This window comes from Schleiferilactobacillus harbinensis, from assembly GCF_008694105.1.
In the GTDB taxonomy this organism is placed as follows: Bacteria; Bacillota; Bacilli; order Lactobacillales; family Lactobacillaceae; genus Schleiferilactobacillus; species Schleiferilactobacillus harbinensis.
The window spans coordinates 2,169,063-2,189,710 of record NZ_CP041364.1 but is presented as its reverse complement, the minus strand read 5'-3'; the positions used below and the strand labels follow the sequence as shown (position 1 = coordinate 2,189,710).

At 52.7% G+C, this 20,648-nt stretch carries 22 protein-coding genes and 1 pseudogene; 15 read left to right on the top strand and 8 right to left on the bottom strand.

Features of this window, described 5'->3' with window-relative positions:
• Nucleotides 1-41: 41 nt before the first annotated feature.
• Together FMM01_RS10905 and FMM01_RS10900 are read right to left on the bottom strand one after the other, a co-directional pair.
• Entirely contained in the window at nucleotides 42-866 is an 825-nt protein-coding gene (locus FMM01_RS10905) for an HAD family hydrolase (protein WP_150392529.1), read from the bottom strand.
• A gap of 114 nt (nucleotides 867-980) precedes the next feature.
• The gene (locus FMM01_RS10900; RefSeq protein ID WP_051225461.1) at nucleotides 981-1,736 is read right to left on the bottom strand and encodes a DeoR/GlpR family DNA-binding transcription regulator; all 756 of its coding nucleotides are present in this window, start codon (nucleotides 1,734-1,736) and stop codon (nucleotides 981-983) included.
• Nucleotides 1,737-1,874: 138 nt separating this feature from the next.
• Here FMM01_RS10900 and FMM01_RS10895 point away from each other — a divergent pair, with 138 nt between their 5' ends.
• The 6 genes from FMM01_RS10895 (at nucleotide 1,875) to FMM01_RS10870 (ending at nucleotide 6,949) form a co-directional block, all read left to right on the top strand.
• Complete coding sequence (locus FMM01_RS10895) at nucleotides 1,875-2,201, top strand: BRCT domain-containing protein (protein ID WP_150392528.1); 327 nt, start codon at nucleotides 1,875-1,877, stop codon at nucleotides 2,199-2,201.
• A gap of 77 nt (nucleotides 2,202-2,278) precedes the next feature.
• Entirely contained in the window at nucleotides 2,279-3,940 is a 1,662-nt protein-coding gene (locus FMM01_RS10890; protein WP_150392527.1) for a glycoside hydrolase family 2 TIM barrel-domain containing protein, read from the top strand.
• 261 nt (nucleotides 3,941-4,201) lie between these two features.
• Nucleotides 4,202-5,341, top strand: a complete 1,140-nt coding sequence (locus FMM01_RS10885; protein ID WP_150392526.1) for a hypothetical protein — start codon at nucleotides 4,202-4,204, stop codon at nucleotides 5,339-5,341.
• A gap of 133 nt (nucleotides 5,342-5,474) precedes the next feature.
• Nucleotides 5,475-5,786 carry a DUF2316 family protein gene (locus FMM01_RS10880; protein WP_027828348.1) on the top strand — a complete coding sequence of 104 codons (312 nt, stop codon included), beginning with the start codon at nucleotides 5,475-5,477 and terminating at the stop codon, nucleotides 5,784-5,786.
• 36 nt (nucleotides 5,787-5,822) lie between these two features.
• The gene (locus FMM01_RS10875) at nucleotides 5,823-6,383 is read left to right on the top strand and encodes a YdeI/OmpD-associated family protein (protein ID WP_150393279.1); all 561 of its coding nucleotides are present in this window, start codon (nucleotides 5,823-5,825) and stop codon (nucleotides 6,381-6,383) included.
• 74 nt (nucleotides 6,384-6,457) lie between these two features.
• The gene (locus tag FMM01_RS10870) at nucleotides 6,458-6,949 is read left to right on the top strand and encodes a GNAT family N-acetyltransferase (protein WP_027828350.1); all 492 of its coding nucleotides are present in this window, start codon (nucleotides 6,458-6,460) and stop codon (nucleotides 6,947-6,949) included.
• Here the strand turns inward: FMM01_RS10870 and FMM01_RS10865 are convergent.
• Nucleotides 6,942-7,949 (bottom strand): serine hydrolase domain-containing protein, encoded by a 1,008-nt coding sequence (locus FMM01_RS10865; RefSeq protein ID WP_150392525.1) that lies wholly within the window; start codon nucleotides 7,947-7,949, stop codon nucleotides 6,942-6,944. The genes FMM01_RS10870 and FMM01_RS10865 overlap by 8 nt on opposite strands.
• Nucleotides 7,946-9,145 carry a DUF998 domain-containing protein gene (locus FMM01_RS10860; RefSeq protein ID WP_150392524.1) on the bottom strand — a complete coding sequence of 400 codons (1,200 nt, stop codon included), beginning with the start codon at nucleotides 9,143-9,145 and terminating at the stop codon, nucleotides 7,946-7,948. The genes FMM01_RS10865 and FMM01_RS10860 overlap by 4 nt, the downstream gene beginning before the upstream one ends.
• A gap of 167 nt (nucleotides 9,146-9,312) precedes the next feature.
• Here FMM01_RS10860 and FMM01_RS10855 point away from each other — a divergent pair, with 167 nt between their 5' ends.
• Nucleotides 9,313-10,683, top strand: coding sequence for an IS4 family transposase (locus FMM01_RS10855; RefSeq protein ID WP_150391763.1), 1,371 nt, complete (start codon nucleotides 9,313-9,315; stop codon nucleotides 10,681-10,683).
• A 127-nt stretch (nucleotides 10,684-10,810) separates the two neighbouring features.
• Here FMM01_RS10855 and FMM01_RS10850 read toward each other — a convergent pair whose 3' ends face one another.
• Entirely contained in the window at nucleotides 10,811-12,544 is a 1,734-nt protein-coding gene (locus FMM01_RS10850; RefSeq protein WP_150392523.1) for an MFS transporter, read from the bottom strand.
• Nucleotides 12,545-12,654: 110 nt separating this feature from the next.
• Between FMM01_RS10850 and FMM01_RS10845 the strand changes: the two genes are divergently transcribed.
• Nucleotides 12,655-13,194, top strand: coding sequence for a TetR/AcrR family transcriptional regulator (locus tag FMM01_RS10845; RefSeq protein ID WP_150392522.1), 540 nt, complete (start codon nucleotides 12,655-12,657; stop codon nucleotides 13,192-13,194).
• Between the two features lie 106 nt (nucleotides 13,195-13,300).
• On the opposite strand, the gene gap is transcribed toward FMM01_RS10845, so the two are convergent.
• Nucleotides 13,301-14,323 carry a type I glyceraldehyde-3-phosphate dehydrogenase gene (gene gap / locus FMM01_RS10840; protein ID WP_150392521.1) on the bottom strand — a complete coding sequence of 341 codons (1,023 nt, stop codon included), beginning with the start codon at nucleotides 14,321-14,323 and terminating at the stop codon, nucleotides 13,301-13,303.
• 159 nt (nucleotides 14,324-14,482) lie between these two features.
• On the opposite strand from gap, the gene FMM01_RS10835 reads away from it, so the two are divergent.
• From FMM01_RS10835 to FMM01_RS10820, 5 genes and pseudogenes are all read left to right on the top strand, one after another.
• Entirely contained in the window at nucleotides 14,483-14,863 is a 381-nt protein-coding gene (locus FMM01_RS10835) for a helix-turn-helix domain-containing protein (RefSeq protein WP_190973345.1), read from the top strand.
• A complete protein-coding gene (locus FMM01_RS10830; protein WP_150392519.1) occupies nucleotides 14,805-15,254 on the top strand; it encodes an MmyB family transcriptional regulator in 450 nt (149 codons plus the stop codon). The genes FMM01_RS10835 and FMM01_RS10830 overlap by 59 nt, the downstream gene beginning before the upstream one ends.
• Nucleotides 15,251-15,787 (top strand): GNAT family N-acetyltransferase, encoded by a 537-nt coding sequence (locus tag FMM01_RS10825; RefSeq protein WP_027828356.1) that lies wholly within the window; start codon nucleotides 15,251-15,253, stop codon nucleotides 15,785-15,787. The genes FMM01_RS10830 and FMM01_RS10825 overlap by 4 nt, the downstream gene beginning before the upstream one ends.
• Nucleotides 15,729-16,154 (top strand): annotated as a pseudogene (locus FMM01_RS16510) (GNAT family N-acetyltransferase); the annotation flags it as partial. The gene FMM01_RS10825 and the pseudogene FMM01_RS16510, both read left to right, overlap by 59 nt.
• A 93-nt stretch (nucleotides 16,155-16,247) precedes the next feature.
• Nucleotides 16,248-17,354: a S66 family peptidase gene (locus FMM01_RS10820; RefSeq protein ID WP_223850065.1), complete on the top strand. Its 1,107-nt coding sequence runs from the start codon at nucleotides 16,248-16,250 to the stop codon at nucleotides 17,352-17,354.
• Here the strand turns inward: FMM01_RS10820 and FMM01_RS10815 are convergent.
• Nucleotides 17,341-17,745 carry an HIT family protein gene (locus tag FMM01_RS10815; RefSeq protein ID WP_150392517.1) on the bottom strand — a complete coding sequence of 135 codons (405 nt, stop codon included), beginning with the start codon at nucleotides 17,743-17,745 and terminating at the stop codon, nucleotides 17,341-17,343. The two genes, FMM01_RS10820 and FMM01_RS10815, sit on opposite strands and share 14 nt — an antisense overlap.
• 136 nt (nucleotides 17,746-17,881) lie before the next feature.
• The gene (gene efp, locus FMM01_RS10810) at nucleotides 17,882-18,445 is read right to left on the bottom strand and encodes an elongation factor P (RefSeq protein ID WP_027828358.1); all 564 of its coding nucleotides are present in this window, start codon (nucleotides 18,443-18,445) and stop codon (nucleotides 17,882-17,884) included.
• 737 nt (nucleotides 18,446-19,182) lie between these two features.
• Here efp and FMM01_RS10805 point away from each other — a divergent pair.
• Nucleotides 19,183-19,404 carry a DoxX family protein gene (locus FMM01_RS10805; protein WP_150392516.1) on the top strand — a complete coding sequence of 74 codons (222 nt, stop codon included), beginning with the start codon at nucleotides 19,183-19,185 and terminating at the stop codon, nucleotides 19,402-19,404.
• Between the two features lie 88 nt (nucleotides 19,405-19,492).
• Nucleotides 19,493-20,551, top strand: a complete 1,059-nt coding sequence (locus tag FMM01_RS10800) for an IS30 family transposase (protein WP_150391459.1) — start codon at nucleotides 19,493-19,495, stop codon at nucleotides 20,549-20,551.
• Nucleotides 20,552-20,648: the final 97 nt, after the last annotated feature.

Below are 20,648 nucleotides of genomic sequence, written 5' to 3'. Positions count from 1 at the left end.
CCACGTCTTGGGGGAGACGCGGGTTGCCGGTCAGTTTTTGCCTAATGGACCAGCGCATAGTCATTCAACGCCTCGGCGACACCGCCGTCGGTGTTGCTGGCCACGGTCTGGGCTGCTTGCGCCAAGACGGTCGGGCGCGCATTGCCAGTGGCGATACCCAGGCCGGCGGTGGTGAGCATGGGCAGGTCATTGTCGCCGTCACCAATCGCCATGGTTTGAGCCAACGAAATGTTGAAATGGTCGGCCAGCAGGTGGAGGGCACTCTGTTTGGAGACGCTGGCGTCGCTGATCTCCAGGTAGGTATCTTTGGACCGGCTGGCGTTGACGTGCCACTCTGGATGGGCGGCAATGATCGTCGTGAGTTCGTCGATGACGGTGGGGGCGGCCATGGCGAGCATCTTGTGGACGGTCAGACCGGTGGCCAGCCGCTGGGCCAGCGGCTTGATCAGCGGCCAGGTACCGGTGATGGCTGCTTCCTGGTCGTTCCACTGGTCATGCTGGTTGGCGATCCAGGCCAGACCGGAGTAAATGTTCAGACTGACAGGCAGCTGGTGGGTGACGATGGTTTGATACAGCTGGATGGGCACCCGGCTGTACAGCGGCTGTTCGGCCAGAATATCCCAACTGCCGGCATGGGGATCATAGGTGACGATCAGGCTGCCGTTGAGGGTGACCAGCGGAACCGTCAGGTCGAGCTGACGAGCAATGTCGACCATCGCCAGCGGCGGCCGGGCGGAGGCGAGGACAAAATGCCCGCCCGCTTGACTATAGGCTTGCACGGCCTGAACGACATGGTCCGGAATTGCACCATTATCATCAACCAGGGTGCCATCAATATCACTGAGCACTAATGGATACTTGATCATGAGAATCGCTCCTTTCTGCTTTCACCTTGAAGTATACATGGATTTGTGTGCATTTACAAGTATTAATGTGTATTTACGTGCAGAAAAGAGAAAAAGAAAAACCCAGCCGCAGGGCTAGGCGTTTTGTCCGGCAACGATCACGGAGACATCGCTGGGTACTTTTTCATTAGCAGTGAGCGCTTGGTCGGTGATCAGCAGATCGATGTCCGCCCAGCGCGCCGACAAGTAGGGGGTTTGCTTCTGAAATTTTTGGTGTTCAGCCAACACGATCACTTTCCGCGCTTGGGCCGTGGCTTGGCGTTTCATTGCCGCGTCATTGTCGTCATTCACATAGATGCCCGCAGCATCCAGGCTGGCGGTGCCCAGCACCGCAATATCAAAGGTGACGTTAGCTAGGGTAGTCAAACTATCCCGGGAGTAAAACAGTCGATTTTTTGCTTCGAACCGGCCGCCCAGCAGATGCAGGTCAATATTTGGATGGGTCGCCAGGGTCAGCGCGTTATCCAGGGAGTCGGTGAAGACGGTGGCGGGCTCGTGGAGCTGCTGGCATAGGGCGAGAACGGTGGTGCTGACGTCTAAAAACAACGTCATGTGCGGTTCAATGAGCGGCAGGGCCGCAGCGGCCATGGCCGTTTTGGCATCTGAAAACTGGTGCTGCCGTTCCAGGTAGTCCAGTACCGGCAAGGCCTTTTGTGTTTGCACGATGCCCCCGTGGGTGCGCTGGGCCTGGCCCAGCTTGACGATGGCCATCATGTCCCGCCGGGCGGTTTCCCGGGAGACGGCAAACTTCGCCATGATTTGTTTCGTGGTCAGCTGTCCGTCCCGGCGCAGCCATTCGATCAGTGCTTGAATACGTTGTTGCTGATACACGGTGGCACCTCTTTTCTTCCTTTAATAGTATAGAGTATGCCAAGCAGCACGGCAAGAAATGCACATAAATGCACATCCCCCGTAAATGACTGGTCTAGGGTACAATGTAGATAAGCAACAGAACGGGAGGATGGGCCGATGGACCTGCAAAATAAAACAATTGTCTTTTCTGGGCATTTCGAAACAATGACCCAGAATCAATTGGCCAAGTTGGCGTCGTTTGTGGGCGTTGTGCCCCGGGATACGATTTCGGGGTTGACGGATTACGTGGTGGTGGGCACGATGTACGGCGACCTATTCTCGCCGCCGATGACGGAGAAGCTGCAACTGGCTAACAAAATGGGCATTCCGTTGATCACCGAAGTGGACTTTCTTAATTACGTGGTGGACACGTGGCAGCGGCGGCTGGCGGCGATGACGGTGAAAGATCAGATTCATACGCTGCATCTGGATCAGCGGATTTAGTAAAAAATAGCCTGTATTTCAGTTGGAGAATCCGCTATCATAGAGATGATTACTGAATTGGAGGCTTTACTAAAATTATGTTATATCCGAGAGCAACTGATAGCCGGGCGGTCGTGGACTTGTCCGGCGTGTGGCAATTTAAGCTGGATGACGGGCATGGCTTCGAGGATCATTGGTATGCCAAACCGCTGACCGCTCCGGAAACGATGGCCGTACCGGGGTCTTATAACGATCAGAAGGCGGACGCGGCCCACCGGGATCATTACGGCTGGGCATTTTATCAACGGACTATCACAGTGCCGCCATTTTTTGCCGGGCAGCGAATCGTGCTGCGTTTTGCCAGTGTGACCCATACCGCCAAGGTGTATCTGGATGGGACAGAAATCGCAACCCATGAGGGCGGCTTTTTGCCCTTCGAAATTGACTTGACTGACCAGCTGACGCTGGGGCAGTCGGTGCTGCTGACCGTGGCGGTGGATAATCGGGTGAACTTTTCGACTCTGCCCGTTGGCAATGAGGATGGCGGCAGCATGTTCGGCATGGGCGACGGCGGTATTCCCAGCGTCAAGATCGCCCAGGAACATGCCAAGAAGCAGAATCAGCCGAACTTCGATTTCTTCAACTATGCGGGGATTCAGCGGCCGGTGAAACTGTACACGACGCCCAAGGCCTATATTCGGGACATCACGCTGACCGTCCTGAATGCCCACTTGTGGGCTCCCGGCCACCCGTATCTGTACACAGCCGTGGTGACCTTCGGCGCGGATCAGTACCGCCAGACCTTCGGCATTCGTACGGCCCGGGTTGCGGGTACCAAGTTCCTGATCAATGGCCAGCCCTTCTACTTCAAGGGTTTCGGTAAGCATGAAGACAGTCCGCTCCACGGCCGCGGCTTTGATGCCGTGTTCGATGTGGCCGATTTGAGCCTGATGCACTGGATCGGGGCGAACTCGTTCCGCACCAGTCATTATCCCTATGCAGAAGAAATGTACGACCTTTGCGACCGGGAAGGCATCGTCGTGATTGATGAAACACCCGCGGTCGGCTTGGGCCGCGGGACGCAAGCCGATGCTTACAAGACCATGCACAATGGCGAACTGCATCGCCAGAACCTGCGGGACATGATCGACCGGGATAAGAACCATCCCTGTGTCGTGATGTGGTCCCTGGCCAATGAACCGGAAACCGCCGCGTTTCCTCAGTCGGCTTACGATTATTTCCGACCCCTGTATGAGCTGGCCCATGAGCTGGATCCAGAAAATCGGCCAGTGACACTGGTTAACGCGCAAAGCGACTACAACAAAGACATGATCACTCGGACCATGGATGTTGTCTGCATCAACCGCTATTATGGCTGGTACAATCTTGGCGGCGATTTGGATGCCGCTTGTGAAGCGTGGAATATCGAGTTGGACTTTTGGGCCAAGCAGCACAAGCCGGTGATGGTCACTGAGTATGGTGCGGACACCGTGGAAGGTCTGCATGACGTGGTGCCGCGGATGTTTGATGAGGAATATCAGGCGGAATACTTCGACCGGATCAGTGCCCAATTCGACAAGCGGCCGTTCTTCATCGGGGAACAGATCTGGAACTTCGCTGACTTCAATACGATCCAAGGCCTGGTCCGGGTCGACGGCAACCGCAAGGGCGTCTTCACCCGGACTCGCCGGCCGAAGATGGTTGCCCATACGATTCGCCGCCGCTGGCATACGATCCCGGACTTTGGCTATAAGGCATAATTAGGTGGGAAAAGGTTCCGAAAAGGGCCACATTGTCTTCAAAGAATCGTCACATCTGTCCCGTAGTATATAAAATGTCAACAGGAACGAGGCCAACAGAATTCCTGCTGAACGCCAACAACCGACAAACTTTTTCTTCATGATGCAACATTGATTTTCCCTATCCTGACTGAGCCATCGCGGACCTCCCCCCGTGATGGCTTTTTTATTATCCTCCTTTTATATTAACCGAGCGGTATACTAGACATAGAGGCGACGAGCATGAGTACAGAAGCGGAACAAAATGAAGCATTCATCGAGTGGTTGAAAAATGGCACAGGGGATTTTCCGGAAGCTGTGCCGTTGCTGGGCTTGGCCAAGCAGGAACAGGGTGTCGCGAAGGATTTGCAGTTAGGTGCAGCCCAAGTGATCCTAGCGGCGGCTGGGACGTCTTTTGAGCGGTATGCCGTGGCGTATTATTATCCCCACCAGCAGCTTTTAGTGTTGAAGCAGGGCGTGCCGACGGTGGCCTCCTTGGCTGGCGTGTCAATTACGTCGCTGGTGGCCCAAGCGGTGAGCTTCTATGCATCAGAAGTGGATCAGGCTTGGAATGACGATACGGTTAGGGCCACGGACATTTACGTCGATCATATCGGGGTGGATCCGCAGGCCAACAGGTTGGTGGATCGGACCGGTCAATTTGCCGCCTTGGCGCGCCAACAATGGGAATACTGGTTGATTCACGGTAAAGTAAAGCCGTTCACGCCCACGTCCAAGAACGAAGCGGTGGCCCGGGCATTCCAGCCCTTTGCGGAACGTCTGGCCAGTCAGCCAACTTGGATCGCGGAACTGGGCAATGGTTTAACCAAGGTCGTGCCGGCGGAGGAATTGAAGGATATTTTCCAACAAATCAGTACCGCCGCCAAGCGGAATAAAGCCATTGCGATGGTGCAGGATCGGTTGCAGCAAATGGCCTTGCCCAGCGATATTTTGAATACCGCTGCCCGGACGCTGATCAAGTTGGCGACGGATGGCCGAACTGATCCCAAGGCCAAGCTGACTTTTGTGTTCGGTAAAGACAAAGATGACGGTACATTGCAGTTGCCGTTGAGTCACATCGTTACGGAACCGTCCACCGAAGTACCGACCCCCGCTTTGTTTCACGGGGAACAATTTGTCCCACTGATCGAGAGCCCCAACGATTACGATGATGCCTATATGAAATATCAGTCGCTGATTGAGGACTTGAGCGACACTGTCTTCAGCGAGGACAGCATTCGCTGGGTACCGAAAGTCGACACCAACCACGACTATCTGTACTTCCCGTTTGTGCGGGCGATCAAAGCGGACACACAGATCTTGTATACGCGGCCGGATGGCGTGCTGGATGCTTGGCGGCAGATGTTGGCCAAGCAAAACTAAGCAACTAAAATATTGGCGGCACTACTGAAGTTTTGGTGGTGCCGTTATTTGCATTACAAGCGTATTGCACCCCGCTGTTGGGCCAAGCCTGTTATGATGAAGTACAAAACGAATTATAGAAAGAGGTCGTTACATGAGTTTATCACCCAACGAAAAAGAAGCCACTAAGGAGGAGTTTCGCGCCAACATCAAGCTAGCCGGTCTGACGCGCCCGGCCATCGCCGCCGATCTCGGTATTTCCGCGGCCAAGTTGGAACGTATCCTCAATTTACATCAGCGTTCCTTGGAAGATGCGTGGATCTTGCGTAATTACCTGCTGACTAAAATAGAAGAGGCTGGCGGTCAGCCAGTCCCGTTCACAGCGCTAAAGGGTGATCCCGAAGACCATTGGTTCTTGGACGCGGCGACCATTCACCACGGTAAAATGACGCCGGGAGATGAATAACCTTTGAGTCTGGCGGAACCGGAGAATTATCTTGTTATGGTGCATGATCGGAATGAATTTCGCGCCTGGCTGCTGGCTAATCATGCGCTGGCCCAGGAGTGTTGGGCGAATGTGAAACGCGGTATCCCCAAGGACGATAATACGTTTTGGTACGTGGACGCGGTCGAAGAAGCTATGTGTTTTGGCTGGATCGACAGCACGTATAAGCGGCTGAGACCAGATCAACCCGCGGTGCAGCGGTTTGTACCGCGGCAGCCCGGCAGCAATTGGTCGGAGCTGAATAAGGCCCGATGTCGGCGGATGATCCGTCTAGGCCGGATGACAGCATTCGGGCGGGCAGTATTGCCCGATATGGATCGGTCACATTTCAAAATAGATCGTCGCATCAAGCAGGCATTAAAGCGGCGTCCCGGCGCGTGGGACTTTTTCTGCCAGTGTCCGCCGCTGTATCAGCGGGTACGCGTGGATACGATTCAGATTAAAGCCAACCAGCCCAAACTGTTCCACGCCCGGTTGCGCAAATTTGCCGATGCCTGTCAGAATCATCAATTGATTGGTCAGTGGAATGATGGCGGCCGGTTGCGAGACGACGACTGAGGTCGTCGTTTTTTTGATACCCGAGTGGTCTGTAGTATACTCGACTAATATTTTGGAACGAGGGTGACGGCGACATGAGTGAAGACATTAAGATACGCCGGTTAACGGCAGCAGACGATGACCAAATGGCGGCCATCGTGCGCAATTCTTTGAGTACCGTAGGCCTAGCGATTCCCGGCACGGCTTATTTCGATCCCGAATTGGCCCATTTGAGCCGGTATTACTCGGCAGACGAGCGGCGGACTTATTTTGTCGCGGTCCAGGGGCAGCGGGTATTGGGCGGCGCGGGTATTGCCCAGTACAGCGACACACCGCAGATCGCCGAGCTGCAGAAAGTCTACGTGGATGAGATCGCGCGCGGGCACGGCTTGAGCAAGCAGCTGGTGGCGGCAGCGCTGGCCTTTGCCCAACAGGCCAACTATGACTGTGTCTACCTGGAGACACACCATACCCTGACAGCCGCAATGCATGTATACCGGGAGTTCGGGTTCAACCCCTTGCTGCAGCCGCTGGGTGCGGCGGTGCATAATGCCATGGATTCGTTTTGGCTAAAATGCTTTAAGTGAGCTGATCCAACCAGATCCGTTGCTGGCGATTCCAATCCTGGGCGGATGCAGTGAGGAAACGAACATTGGTAAACCAAAACACAGCGAGCTGGTGCTTAAAAGACAAAAAGACGTCAGCTTGATAACCTAGAATCAGCCCGCTGTGCCAAAACCACGGACCATGACGGAACCAGCCCATGCCGTAGAAGTTGTGCTGAATGGTGAAGAGCGTTTGCCAGGCCGCGGCCGGCAGCAGGCTTTCCGGTCGTTGCAGGATGGTTTGCAGCCAGCGTGCGTAGTCGGCCGCCGAGGTGACGATGCCGCTGTCGCCGGCAGTGTGGTGTCCTTTGCCGATGAACAGCAGTTCATCATCCCAAGGCAGATAGCTGGCGGCCTGGGCGTGTTGGGTGCCTAATTGCGTGGCGGTCAATCCCAGCGGCTGCCAAACAGTGTCGGTCAGAATTTGCCCCAATGGTTTCTGCAACACCTTGGTTAGAATAAGCCCTAACAGATAGTAATTGGTATTGGAATAAGCCCCTTGGCTGCCTGGGGTAAAGGCCAAGGAGTGATCATCCAGCAAGACCAATAAGTCAGCTAACGACAAATCAGCACCCAACCGGCGCACACTTTGCGGATCAGAAGCCGCAGCGCGTGCACCAGTCGGGTGCTGTTTTTGAAGCAAAGTCGGATAATCCGGGATGCCGCTGGCCATGGTTAATAAATCGGCGATCGTGACGGCGGCTGCTTGGGGATAGTCGGGCAGAAACTGGGCGATGCGGTCGGTGAGGTGCAGGCGGCCGGCGGTCACTTGCTGCATGACCGCGATGGCTAAAAATTGTTTCGATAAGGAGCCGATGCCCGTCACGGTCTGGCTGGTGAACGGCGCGTTTTTCTCAATATTGGCCAGGCCGGCCGCATAGGCGTACAACACCTGCCTGGGCGTCACGACCTGCATCGCCCCATTGAAGCTGGCGTGCTGGTTCAAGCGGGTCACTGCGGCTAGATAGTCCGCTAGCATCATGACCGCTTTTCTGCCTCGTCATCCTCTAACCGGACCGTCATGGTCAGGTCGTCCCGGTGCGACAGCCGGCGCAGCGTGCCAAGAAGCAGCAGGATCCAAGAAAAGGCCAAGTCGAAAGCGACGAGCTGGAAGGCAGTCAGGGAGAAGTAGCCGACGTACTTGAAGAGCACGAAGTCGATGAAGAGCAGGAGGACGATGACGTCCGAAATAATCTGGAACTGGCGGGAGCCCTTGGGCAGCAACCAGCGGATGAGGATGACCGTCAAGCCCAGGACGGCGACCAGACCCCAGGCGGCAATATCGTGGAGCAGGTGGAGCAGACCCTCGCCATTATTGGCAAAGGCGCCGACCCCGAACAGGGAGAAGGCCATGATCGTCAGCAGAACCCGCAGAATGTTCAAACCCAGATTGTGCTGGTACTTGCGCTGCAGCCAGACGAAGAGGTAATCGATCAAGCCGACCATGAGCAAGGCCGAGACCATCAAGGTCAGATTGAACTGCCAACTGTAATTGGCGTGTTTCGTGCCCAGAAAGCTCAGGTTTGTTTCCCACCAATGATTGTCGCTGTTGGTCACCATGGAAGCGAGAACGCCGCTGACAATGACGGTGATCAGCAGGCGCACCATCATTTCTGAATTGATGTGCAGCGCCGCGTAGATCATGAAGTAGTTGATCGTCATGGTGAACAACAGAAAGAGCGCGCTGGCGGTGTAGGGGTCGAAGGCGGCGCCCTTGAAGAGAATGCCCATGAACCAGAAAATCGCCAGCAGGGCCAAGGCCAGGATGATCGTGAAGGACAGCAGGATTACTGGAAAATTACGCCAGTACAGACCCTTCAAGGCCCGATTGCGGTCCTGCTGATGGTTGCGGATGTAGAACGTGGCGAAGGAAATGACGCCGCTAACCACGCCCAGGATGATCACCGCCGCGCTGATGGACAGCCGGCCGGTTAAGGGAATCAAGTTTTCTTGACGGATCAAGAAGAAGCTCAGGAAAATAATAGTGGCAATCAATGCGGGCAGGACAAACCACCGAATTTTGATATCTGTTTTCTCTGGATTCTCAGTGCCGCTTTCGATGACGACGTTGTTGTCGGTAATGTGGATCTTGACGTCGTCCCCCGATTTCAGCGCCAACTCGTCGACGATTTGATGTGGAATAGTGACTTTGAGATTATTCTTTTCTGATTCTGCCATAGCGGTTCCCCCAATCTCTTTACTTACATTATAAGCTGAAACTTGAAAGCTGGAAATCACGTTAAACATGCGTGGTTCCTGGCTTTTTTGGCACAAAAATAAGCGCAGACTCTCCTGCGTTGTATACTTGATTCGACCAAAAATCTGATACAGAGGAGAGACGCGCCATGAATATTATAGAACATACACGGACTGAATTGGGACTTAAGAACATCATTCTTCGTTTTTCGTCACTCGTGGGCTTGAGCAAGCTGACAAAAAAGGCGAATTTTAGAAGACGCTCATCAATTTCACTGACCAAGGTGCTGGCATGGCTGATCCAAACCAAGTTTTTGGGCCGTTCCCTTTACCGAGCGATGCCCGATCCGGATTGTACGATTCGGACGGTCCGTAATGATCTGAACGATGGCCGTATCAATTGGCAACGACTGACTTGTCTGGTTGGGGCCGCGATTATTAAACATCTACGACCATACATTGATGCCCGCCGACGATTCGCGTTTATTCTGGATGATACCCTTTTTGCACGGGATTATTCCACCAAGACAGAACTGCTTGCCCGTGTGTTTAACCACGACGATCATGTCTATCAACGCGGATTCCGGGCACTCACTTTGGCTTGGAGCGATGGTAACACCCTGTTACCAGTGGATTATGCGCTGATGTCCTCTAAGAGTGCTGCCCAGCGACTGGGGAGCCCAGCTAAAACTACCAGTGGCCGGTCAATTGCTGGTCAACGCCGTGTTCAAGCCCAAGGCAAAATGAATGACGTCTCGGTAGAACTGCTAACGCAGGCTCTGGCAAATCATATTCCGGCTCACTACGTACTTTTCGACAGTTGGTTCAGTTCACCGCGGATGTTCTATACCTTGAAAACAATGGGGTTAGCCGGTATCGGGATGATCAAGCGCACGAAGAAGATCTACTACCGCTATCGTGGCCGACTTTACTCCGTCAAGGATCTCTACGAACGGTTCTGCGCTTCACGCCGGCAAACGCACACCAATTATCAGTACAGCCCCATCGTCACAGCTTATGTGAACTTGGATGATGGGACGCAAGTAGCGTACCCACTGAAGCTGGTATTTGTGACTAACCGGAAGAATGCCAGTAGTTATCTGGTATTAGCTACGACCCAAACTAATTTGCGTCCTGAAGAAATTATCCAGATGTACGGTCGTCGGTGGCAGATTGAAGGCTATTTCAAAGTAGCCAAGCAGTATCTACGTTTGGACAAGTCCCAGGTTCAAAGCTATGACGGTCTTTGCGGTCATTTGGCCGTCGTGATGATGACGTATGACCTGTTGGCGTGGCAACAGCGGTTAAACGAGGATGAACGCACACTTGGCGATCTGTTTTACGAGATGAATGAAGTCATGCCAGACATTGCAGTAACGCAAGCACTGGCATGGCTTCTGAAGGCACTATCCACACTGGGAGCCACTTTAGTGGGCACGGCAGAGGAAGTAATAAATAACATCGTTGACCATTTTGTCAGTTTTCTTCCGAAGAATCTTGTCAACCTATTGGGAATCTGACAAAAACAAGATCATTCCCGCCGCCATCTCACAATTACCAAGGCATCAGTGCACTTTCGGGCTTTCAAGTTTCAGTTATAAGGCATTCAAGGCTGCAACAAGGGAAAGAGGGCCGCGGTTGATCAGATTATTTTGCGGACCGGCTGGCCAGCTTTGCTTGATACGGTTGCTTGCGATCAAACAGCAAGCAGATAAAACTTGCTAAGGCGAGGAATACCAAGGCTTGCCGATAGGGCATCATGAAGGCATTCGTGATGTTGTTCTTGGCCGTTGTCTTGATTTGGCTGACGGCGGCGGTCATCTGTTGATTTTCCTTGTTAATGGCCTGTTTGACATTCTTGGTCACCTGAGCATGGATTTTATCCTTCACTGTTGCCGGAAGAATAGTCCCGGTTGCCTGCATTTTGGTGATTTCCTTTTCATAGGTGGTGCGAATCAGCGTGTCTTCTTGCTGCGCCGAGATAAATTTCTTTTTTGTCGAGCCGGTTGAACCACCCTCGGCGGCCATTTGCGTTTGTACCTGCTGCTTCATTGTTTGTTTAGCAGCACTATTGATGGTCAACGTATTGATGATGCGGTCCGCTTGATCGATGGTGGCCGTCTTGGCGTTCGTTAAGTTGACCGTCAACGCAGAGACAAAGATGGCGACGGCTAGGACAGAACCAATTTGCCGAAATAGGCCCAAAACACTTTGCGAGGCCGTCAGTAATTCCCCCGTGAAGTCCGAAGCACCCAAGACAACGATGGGTCCAGCCACGATGCCGAAACCAATCCCAATTAGCAGACAAGCCCAAACAACTTGCTGATAGATGTTAGGATCCATGATATAGAGCACCCCATAGCCGGCCAACATACTGATAAAGCCGGTAAAGATCACTAAACGCGGGCCAAGCTTTTTGATCAGAAAACCGCTCAGGGGCGAAAATAAGAAAATCATCGCGGAAGTGGGCGTAATCATCAAGGCAGCTTGCAGTTCACTGTGGTTTTGGACCTTCGTGAAAAATGTCGGCAGAATCACCATCACGGCGACGAGGAAAATACCGGTAATGATCACGGCCAGAGCCGCCCCGGTAAATTGCCGATCCCTGAATAGACGTAGAGGAATCATTGGCGATTTGACGTGCCGCTCAACGATGACAAAGAGAATCAAGGCGCTCAGGCTGGTAATCGATAGACCAATGATCCGCGGACTAGCCCAGCCCCAGGCATTACCGTTGATCAAAGCGAGGGTCAACGTGAACAGCATGATCATCGACAGTACCATACCGGCATAATCAATCTGGGCCGCAATCCGCTGCTCGTCTTTGAAATTCAGGTAACGTAAGCAAAGCAAGCCAACGAGAATACCTAATGGGAGGTTGATCATGAATACCCAGCGCCAGCCAAGATATTGCGTGATAATGCCGCCAATTGTCGGCCCCATGGCGGCGGCTAGACCTTGCATGATACCCAGCGTAGCGACGACTCCCGTCCGTTTTTGCAAACTGGTACTGGTAATCCCGATGGTTATGCCGGTGGGGAAGATGATGGCCGCCCCCCAACTTTGGATGCCGCGGCCAGTGACTAGAAATGGCACATTCATTGCCGCCCCGGATAATGCCGAGCCAATCAGGAAAAGCAATAAGCCAACTAAGAAAACCTTGTGCCGGCCAAAAATATCGGCGACCCGGCCCAACGGAATAGTGAAGACAGCGAAGGTGATCGTATAAATATTCAGCGCCCAAGACAAATCTGAGAGATTCACGTTCAGCCCGCTTTGAATAGCAGGCAGTGCAATGTTCATGACAGTAGTATCCAGGACACAGAGAAAGATACTGATGGCCATTGCGAGTACAATGAGTTTTTGTTGCAGTGTTTTCATGCAAACACATCCTCCTTAACAAATTGTTTTTCAGAATTCGTTAGGAAGCTTAACAGGTGTAATATGATGGGTGAATCTATGAGTTACATAAAGGCGGGAACTTGTAAACTATGTCGCCACAAGAATTGAGTCGAAAAAAGCTGTTGGCTATTTTTCAAGCATTGATTCGATTGCTTGAAGATCATCGGATGAGCGATATTTCGGTGGCTGTATTGTGCCGCGAGGCAGGCGTCTCACGGACTTATTATTATCATCATTTTCAATCGTACGCAGATATTATTTACCAAGAAAACATCATGAGTGTTGTGCAGTATATGCGGCAGTTGCCAGATCAGGGGATTATCACCACGACAACCATGTTTATCCGCTATTTTGAACTCGCTGCTCAATCGCGCGATACCCAATTGACCCTGGTGAAAGTTGGTCTGGAGAGCAGTCTGATTCACTCGTTTGAATCAGCTTTTGAGTATTTGGTAAAGAATGATTTGGTCGTTAAGGCCCACCCGTCGCGTATCGGCAAGAAATACTGGACAGAGTTTTTAGCGGGTGCTGTGGTCAATATGGCAGTACGCTGGCTGCAAACCGGCATGGGTGAAACACCAGCGCAGATGGGCCGGTTTGTCAGCAACTTTGTGGGCCTGACAGAATAAAACGCCCAATCTGCTGCGGGGGAGTTAGCTGGCAACTGAGCCGGTTCAAACTAAATCAGACAAAAAGGGCCGCACCCTAGGATGCGGCCCACGTCTGGTCAACTGATTACAATTGGGCGAATTTCAGCAATGTCCGAACCATCTGGCATGTAAAACCATACTCGTTGTCATACCAGGCTACGGTTTTCACCAGTTGCTGGTCGCCGGCGGTGACGACGCTGGTTTGGGTAGGATCGAAGATGGATCCGTACGTCGTATTGATGACGTCGCTGGAAACAATACCGTCAGCGTTCCAGCCAAAACTGGGATTGTCCTGAGTATAGGGTTGGATGGCGGCGTTGACCTGATTGGCGGTCAATCCTTTGCGGTTCAGGATCGTCACCAGCTCGGTCAGCGAACCGTCTGTGACGGGGACACGTTGGGCGTGGCCTTGGAGTTTGCCATTCAGCTGGGGCAGCACCAAGCCGATCGCTTTGGCCGCGCCGGAGGAATGGGGGATGGTGTTCACCGCGGCCGAGCGGGCGGCGCGCAGGTTGCCGCCGCGGACGGGGCCGTCCAGCAGCATTTGGGTGGACGTGTAGGCGTGGACGGTGGTCATGGTGCCAGCGGCAACACCGAATTCTTTATCCAGGACTGCGGCCATCGGTGCCAGGCAGTTGGTCGTACAGGAGCCGGCGGAGACAATTGTGTCGGCGGCGGTCAGAATCTGGTCATTCACGTTGAACACGATGGTTTTGACATCGTTCCCAGCGGGGGCCGAGATCAGTACTCGCTTGACGCCGGCTTGCAGGTGGGCCTGGGCTTTCGTCCGGGAGGTGTAAAAGCCGGTACATTCCAAAACAAAGTCAACGCCGTCATTTTTTACCCAGGGCAGCTGGCTGGCGTCTGGTTCGGCATACACCGTAAGGGCTTGGCCATTGACGATAATCGCGTGCTCGGTGGCACTGACGGTGGCTGCCAGTGTACCGTGGGTCGAATCATACTTTAACAAATGGGCGAGCATCGTCGGTGAGGTGAGATCGTTGATTGCCACCACCTGAATATCGTTTGTGTCCTGTAACGCTAAGATGCGGCGAAATGCGAGGCGGCCGATCCGGCCAAACCCATTAATACCAATTTTTACTGTCATAATAAAATAACCTCCTAGGCATGCTATACTGATTTCAACCAACAGCTTGAGTATGCAGGTGTTTGCCGGCCGGAGGAAGAGCTGGTTTATCCTAGGGTAACGAGTCCCTGGTTCGGGTCAGGAGTGAGTGCAACGAACGAGAAGGTATTAGGCCATTTTTTGAAATATAAGCGGCTGAATGCGGATCCCAGTGTATTCGGCATTACTCGCGGACCGCACCGGCGGGTAACGGGGCTGCGCCGGGAAGAAGTGGCCGAGCGGGCCCATGTCAGCACTGATTGGTACGCACGCATCGAGCAGGGCCGATTGGGGGCCAATCCGTCTCCGGAAGTGTTGGCCGCCCTGTGTCGGGTGCTGCAATTGAGTCCCGCCGAAACGCGTTACGTGTTTAATTTGGTGGGCCAGCGTCCTCTGGAGCGGCCAGTCAGCGGTGTCAGTGCGGCGCTGCGGGCTGGCCCAGCTGCCGCGGCCGGCGTATCTCATGGATCGCCAGTTGACGATCGTGGCGTGGAATCCGACTTTTGCGGCAGTATATGGTGATTTGACCGGCCAGAGCGCGTTGCGGCGTAACGTTGTCTGGCGGATATTTCGTGATCCGTTCTTACAGACCGCCGTTGATGATTGGCGGGAAGTCGCCCATTTACAAACTGCCCGGTTTCGCCAGATTTACAGCAGTGATGCCGATTCCGCCTTTCTGTATCGGGTATTTACGACCATCAAAAACAACCCCGTCTTCCAGGAAGCGTGGGACCGCTTGGCGGTGGCTGAACCGGATGAAATGCGCTTTTTGTTAACATTTTCAGAGAATAGTGATTTATACTTAGTCGAAACAACTTTGCAGACCCCAACGGGTGAGTATTATCTGGCAGTACAGAATGCCGGCGACACCCCGACTTTGATGACATTAACTCAATTAGGAGAAAACATATGACTGTAACGATTCGCCCGCTCCAGCAAACCGATATCCAGCTGCTCTGGCAAATTGCTTACGGGGCTGGCCATGAAGAATGGCAGAACTGGAACGGGCCTTATTTTCATGACGCGCCCATGACCGAGGATGAAATGCACGCTTGGGCGCATGATCCGTTTAAGAATGGGATCTTTCTGGATGACCGTCTGGTAGGAGCTGTTTTTGCGTATTATTCAGACGGCATTCTGGAACGTTGGCTGGAAGTGGGTATTGTGGTTTACGTTAACGACATCTGGGGGCAAGGCGTGGGCACAACGGCGCTGCGCCTGTGGCTGGACCGGGTCTTTGGTATGGTGGATTTGCCTCATGTGGGTTTGACGACGTGGTCGGGGAACATTCGGATGATGCGAGTGGCGGAGAAAATCGGCATGCGCGAAGAAGCGCGCATCCGGCAAGTACGGTATTGGCAAAATCAGTATTGGGACTCGATGAAGTATGGCATCTTACGCGGCGAATGGGAGGAAACGCGTTATGCACAAGGAATGGACAATTAGTCAAATTACTCAAAAAACAGCCCAGATGATTGCCGATGAGTGGCATTATCCGGGCCAATATGCGTTCTACGACATGACAGCCGATCCGGAAGATTATGCAGAATTGGTTAGCCCAGAGAAACGGGGCGATCTGTATTGGCAAGTGACCGATACTGATGGCGCCGTAATCGGCTTCTTTGTGGTAGAACGGGTCAATGCGACGACTTGTGAAATTGGGCTGGGGTTACGGCCGGATCTCACTGGGCATGGGTTGGGCCAAGCATTTGGGACCTGTGTTTTAGACTTTGTCGGCCAGCACTTTGCTTATCGCCAGGTCAATCTGGCCGTGGCGGTGTTCAACAAGCGGGCGATCCGGCTGTATCATCGTTTGGGCTTCCATGAAGACGGGACTTACATGCAGGCAACCAATGGCGGGCACTATGAATTTATCAAAATGCACCGGGAGCTGCATCCGGAGCACCTGAGCAAGCCCGAGCCGCTCCAACATGGGGATCACGTGGCCTTGGTTAGCTTGTCCAGCGGTATTTTAGGCGAGCAGGCGGCCAAGCACCAACGCACGTTGGCCGAAAAGCGGCTCCACGCTGCCGGTCTTGTGCCGGAATACATGCCCCACGCCCGGCGCGGATTAGATTACTTGGCGACCCATCCAGAGGCCCGGGCGGAAGACTTGAAACTGGCTTTCTGGAATGCACAGATCAAAGGGATTTTCTGTGCCATTGGCGGTGACGACACCTATCGGCTGCTGCCGTATTTGATGACGGATTACTCGTTTGTTTGTGCGGTCCAGGATACGCCAAAAATCTTTTCCGGCTTTTCAGATACCACCATCAATCACTTAATGTTCTATCGGTTAGGGATGCAGAGCTTCTATGGGCCCAATATTTTGAACGACTGGGCAGAACTCGATAAGCAGCTATTGCCGTATACAGCGGAGACCCTGAACCATTATTTCACTAATCCGGCGCGGACGGTGATTCCGTCCAGCCCGGTGTGGTACGAAGAAAGAAAGGATTTTTCTGTGCGCGCGGTGGACACGCCCCGGGTGAGCCATCCAGAGACCCACGGTTACGAAGTGCTGCGCGGTACTGGCCAGGTCTACGGCCGGCTGCTGGGCGGTTGTTTGGACAGCTTGTACGATATACTGACGACGAACCGGTATCCCGATGAGGCTCGGGCGGCGGCCGTCTATCAGATTTTCCCGGCAGCCGACGAATGGCAGGGCAAGATTTTGTTCATTGAGACCAGTGAAGACCGGCCGAGTCCGGCACTATATCGGCGGATGCTGGACAAACTAGATGAGCAGGGGGTACTGGCGGCGGTCAACGGGATCATTGTCGGGAAACCGCAGGATGAGCAGTATTATGCGGACTACCAGGATATTTTGACTAAGGTCACGGCGTCGTACGAGACGCCAATTCTCTACAACGTGAATTTTGGCCACGCCTATCCCCGGACAATATTGCCGTATGGGGCATTGGCCAAGATCGACCTGGACGAACCAGGACTGACGATTGAAGAGCCGTACTTTAGCGGGCCGATTGATCAACCAGCGGCTAGTTTAGCCTGATCCGTTGGGCGATAGTTGCTAAATCTTCAGTCGCACCGGGCAGGGCGGGCCACGCATTGATCCCGTCGCCTGTTCGGCGCGGCAGAATATGGATATGAAAGTGGAGAACGGACTGGCCAGCGCTGGTCCCGCTGGCGTTGAGTAAATTGACGCCGGCATAACCGCAGGCTTGAACCAGATGGGCTGAAATTTGGCGGGTGAGCTGCATGACCGCGGCCAAAGTCGCATCATCGCAGTCTAAAATACTTTGGATATGCTGGCGCGGGACTACCAGAATGTGACCATCCATATCGCGGGCCGTCGCTAAAGACGCGATGGCCTGTTTATTTTCGGCAATGCGGTAACTCGGCAATACCCCAGCAATAATTTGGCAGAAAATGCAATTTGTCATCCAATCTCCCCCTGAAAGTTTTGCTTGTATTGTAGCACTACGCATTTGCCAGTCTCTGGCAATCAGCAAATGCAAAATAAAACAGCCGCCCGGTTTTCTGTTTCAGAAAGCCGGGCGGCTGTTTCGTCATTACTGCCTAGTTTTGCGCCCGAGACTTGTACGCCCCGTTCGTTGTATTGATTGTTAACACTTCACCGGTTTGAATGAAGTCCGGTACCTGGACGACCAACCCGGTTTCCATGGTCGCCGGCTTGCCGCCGCTGGCGGCTGTGGCGCCCTTGATACTCGGCGTGGTCTCGGTGACTTTCAGATCCACCGTGGTCGGCAGATCCAGGCTGATCAGTTCGCCTTCGAAGAATTCCAGCTGGACCTGCATGTTGGGTACCAGGTACTTGACCTCTTCCGAAATATGGGAAAGGGGCAGCTCATACTGATCGTAAGTGTCCGTATCCATGAAGTAGGCTGTATCGTCTTGGCTGTACAGATATTGGGCGTTCTTATGGTCCATTTCGGCCAATTCAACTTTTTCAGTGGGCCGCATCGTTGTTTGGACGATGGAACCGCTCCGGACATCGTTCAGCTTCATCTGCATCACCGTGTTGCCCTTGCCAGGCTTGTGGTGATTGGTTTCCAATACTTTAATCAATTTGCCGTCTTTTTGGAACACATTCCCGGCTTTTAATTCAATTGCATCTGTCATTGTCTCGGTCTCCTTTGAGTTTGTTCAGTAATCAGCGATCACTATCGCAGGGCGGGGCTAACGACAGGGCAAATCCACGATGGATCATTATGCATTGCCACCCGTCACTTGCAGAATAAAATACATTATCAAACCTAACTGTACCATGGATTTCCATTTTCGACAAAAGCGCTATCTTGACGGTCTGTGCGTCAGGTTAACCGAAAATAACTGACAGTCCCCGACTTTGGCCCGGCCTGCGGCTAGACGAATTCAGGACTGAATAGTTAATTAGGGAAAATTAGTACTGAAATCTATTTTCGACTCGGATAGGCCAAAGACTGTCGATACTAGGCATCGACAGTCTACTAAGGGCTAATTCATATCAGCATTCCAACAAACAAAGAGGCTGATAAACTTGATGAAACCGTTTATTAAATGGAAATTTCCGCGTTTGTTAGCTGATTAAAACTGGCCTTTTCGCATCCTAAAAAGTGTACATTATGGGCATACTTATGTTGAAATATCTCGAAGGTGGGCTTATCATAAATTGTATGCCAATGACCGAAACTTAAGTTTAGTGCGCTTAGTTGAGTGGATAAATGGAATAAAAGCTAAGTCTGGCGAAACGAGTCAGATTGTGTCGGCGAGAGAGTGGGGGCCGTTGGCTTTTTCAATGAATCAACCAGCAGGCCGGGCTGACAGTATCGGCAGGCATCTTAGTTGACAATAGGGCGGTACACCGAGGGGGAATAGTAATGGAACACACTAATGAAGTGTACAAAGATATTGATCCACCCAGCGTTTGGTTGAGCGCACTTGTTCTGGCAGTATTCATGATTTTCGCCGCATTGGTCGTACATAGTGGTACTTGCTTAGCGGATGCAACTGAGACCAATTATTCACCAGTGCGCTCGAATCAATTTTTTTCTGAAAGCAAAGTTGAGCCGGATTTAAAATTGAAGTGCAACACCGATTGAGTTAGACCAATCGACCGGGTTGATTTAACAAAATAGGCCATGAAGACCTATCCTTGAAGCGACTAAACTACCAAGAAAGGTGACCTTCATGACCCACAATCAGTCTAACAGTCTCGGCTCGTACACTCAACTCACAGAGGGCGAGCGCGGAATAATTGATGCGCTTTGGCACTCCCATGAATATTCCATTCGCGATATTGCACACATCATCCATCATTCCCCTAGTACGGTAAGCCGTGAGCTTAAGCGCGGCCGAGTCCAGCAACGGGATTCGAATTATCATTACTACAAGGATTACTTCTTTGATGCTGCCCAACGACAACACGAAGAACGACAGACCCATTCCCACGCCAAGAGCATGTTGGAGAAGTGTACCTACTTCTTTAACTGGCTGACCGCTCAGATCAAGAAGCATGCGTATCGTGAACAAAGTATTGATGGGTACGTGCATCAGTTCCAGCAACTCTGGCCTAATCGTTCGTGCCCCTCAACGCCGACCGTGTATCGCTACATTGATGCCGGACTGTTGTCAGTGACCAACATGGATCTGCCTGAGAAGTTGCGGCGTCGCGAGAAAAGGCCAGGCCGTAGTCATGCGCGTAAGAATAAACGCATCGCTGGAACGTCCATCGACAAGCGGCCCAAACAAATCAATAACCGCTGGTTTGTTGGTGACTGGGAAGGCGACCTGGTGAAGGGGAAGCGTTCTGCCGACCAACCAGCATTACTCACCCTGACAGAACGTGTCACACGTTATGAGCTGATCTACAAGATCCCAAACTATCACGCCCGGACTTGCTTAGAGGCCATGCAATACGTTCTGAACACACATGATCCTTATCTATTCCACTCCATCACCTTCGACAACGGTTCTGAGTTCGCCCTCTTGGACCAACTCAGAGGAACAAAGATCTACTACTGCCATCCCTATACACCCAGTGAACGTGGCAGTAACGAGAATGCCAACGGCTTGATTCGAGAATTCATTCCAAAGGGTCAATCACTATGGGAAGTCTCTAAGGAGAAGATTCGTAAGAGCCAAGATGTCTTAAACCACCGGTTAAGGAAGTGCCTTGGATACCGCAGCGCAATCGCGGCGCTCCAGGCCTCCCCCCTGGGCCTGGAGGAATCCCTGCCCACTACCTAAACCAATTCACACTAAACCAATTCACATGGATGAGTCTTCACTGTTGCACTTAATTTGACAATTCGGGAAAGCAAAGTTGATGCTAACCGCAGCAGTG

Bases quoted from the DNA above. Each gene is read 5' to 3' on its own strand.
- FMM01_RS10905 (WP_150392529.1), bottom strand. From the start codon at position 866: ATGATCAAGTATCCATTAGTGCTCAGTGATATTGATGGCACCCTGGTT.
- FMM01_RS10895 (WP_150392528.1), top strand. From the start codon at position 1,875: ATGGACCTGCAAAATAAAACAATTGTCTTTTCTGGGCATTTCGAAACA.
- FMM01_RS10890 (WP_150392527.1), top strand. From the start codon at position 2,279: ATGTTATATCCGAGAGCAACTGATAGCCGGGCGGTCGTGGACTTGTCC.
- FMM01_RS10885 (WP_150392526.1), top strand. From the start codon at position 4,202: ATGAGTACAGAAGCGGAACAAAATGAAGCATTCATCGAGTGGTTGAAA.
- FMM01_RS10880 (WP_027828348.1), top strand. From the start codon at position 5,475: ATGAGTTTATCACCCAACGAAAAAGAAGCCACTAAGGAGGAGTTTCGC.
- FMM01_RS10875 (WP_150393279.1), top strand. From the start codon at position 5,823: ATGGTGCATGATCGGAATGAATTTCGCGCCTGGCTGCTGGCTAATCAT.
- FMM01_RS10870 (WP_027828350.1), top strand. From the start codon at position 6,458: ATGAGTGAAGACATTAAGATACGCCGGTTAACGGCAGCAGACGATGAC.
- FMM01_RS10865 (WP_150392525.1), bottom strand. From the start codon at position 7,949: ATGATGCTAGCGGACTATCTAGCCGCAGTGACCCGCTTGAACCAGCAC.
- FMM01_RS10860 (WP_150392524.1), bottom strand. From the start codon at position 9,145: ATGGCAGAATCAGAAAAGAATAATCTCAAAGTCACTATTCCACATCAA.
- FMM01_RS10855 (WP_150391763.1), top strand. From the start codon at position 9,313: ATGAATATTATAGAACATACACGGACTGAATTGGGACTTAAGAACATC.
- FMM01_RS10850 (WP_150392523.1), bottom strand. From the start codon at position 12,544: ATGAAAACACTGCAACAAAAACTCATTGTACTCGCAATGGCCATCAGT.
- FMM01_RS10845 (WP_150392522.1), top strand. From the start codon at position 12,655: ATGTCGCCACAAGAATTGAGTCGAAAAAAGCTGTTGGCTATTTTTCAA.
- gap (WP_150392521.1), bottom strand. From the start codon at position 14,323: ATGACAGTAAAAATTGGTATTAATGGGTTTGGCCGGATCGGCCGCCTC.
- FMM01_RS10830 (WP_150392519.1), top strand. From the start codon at position 14,805: ATGGATCGCCAGTTGACGATCGTGGCGTGGAATCCGACTTTTGCGGCA.
- FMM01_RS10825 (WP_027828356.1), top strand. From the start codon at position 15,251: ATGACTGTAACGATTCGCCCGCTCCAGCAAACCGATATCCAGCTGCTC.
- FMM01_RS10815 (WP_150392517.1), bottom strand. From the start codon at position 17,745: ATGACAAATTGCATTTTCTGCCAAATTATTGCTGGGGTATTGCCGAGT.
- efp (WP_027828358.1), bottom strand. From the start codon at position 18,445: ATGACAGATGCAATTGAATTAAAAGCCGGGAATGTGTTCCAAAAAGAC.
- FMM01_RS10805 (WP_150392516.1), top strand. From the start codon at position 19,183: ATGGAACACACTAATGAAGTGTACAAAGATATTGATCCACCCAGCGTT.
- FMM01_RS10800 (WP_150391459.1), top strand. From the start codon at position 19,493: ATGACCCACAATCAGTCTAACAGTCTCGGCTCGTACACTCAACTCACA.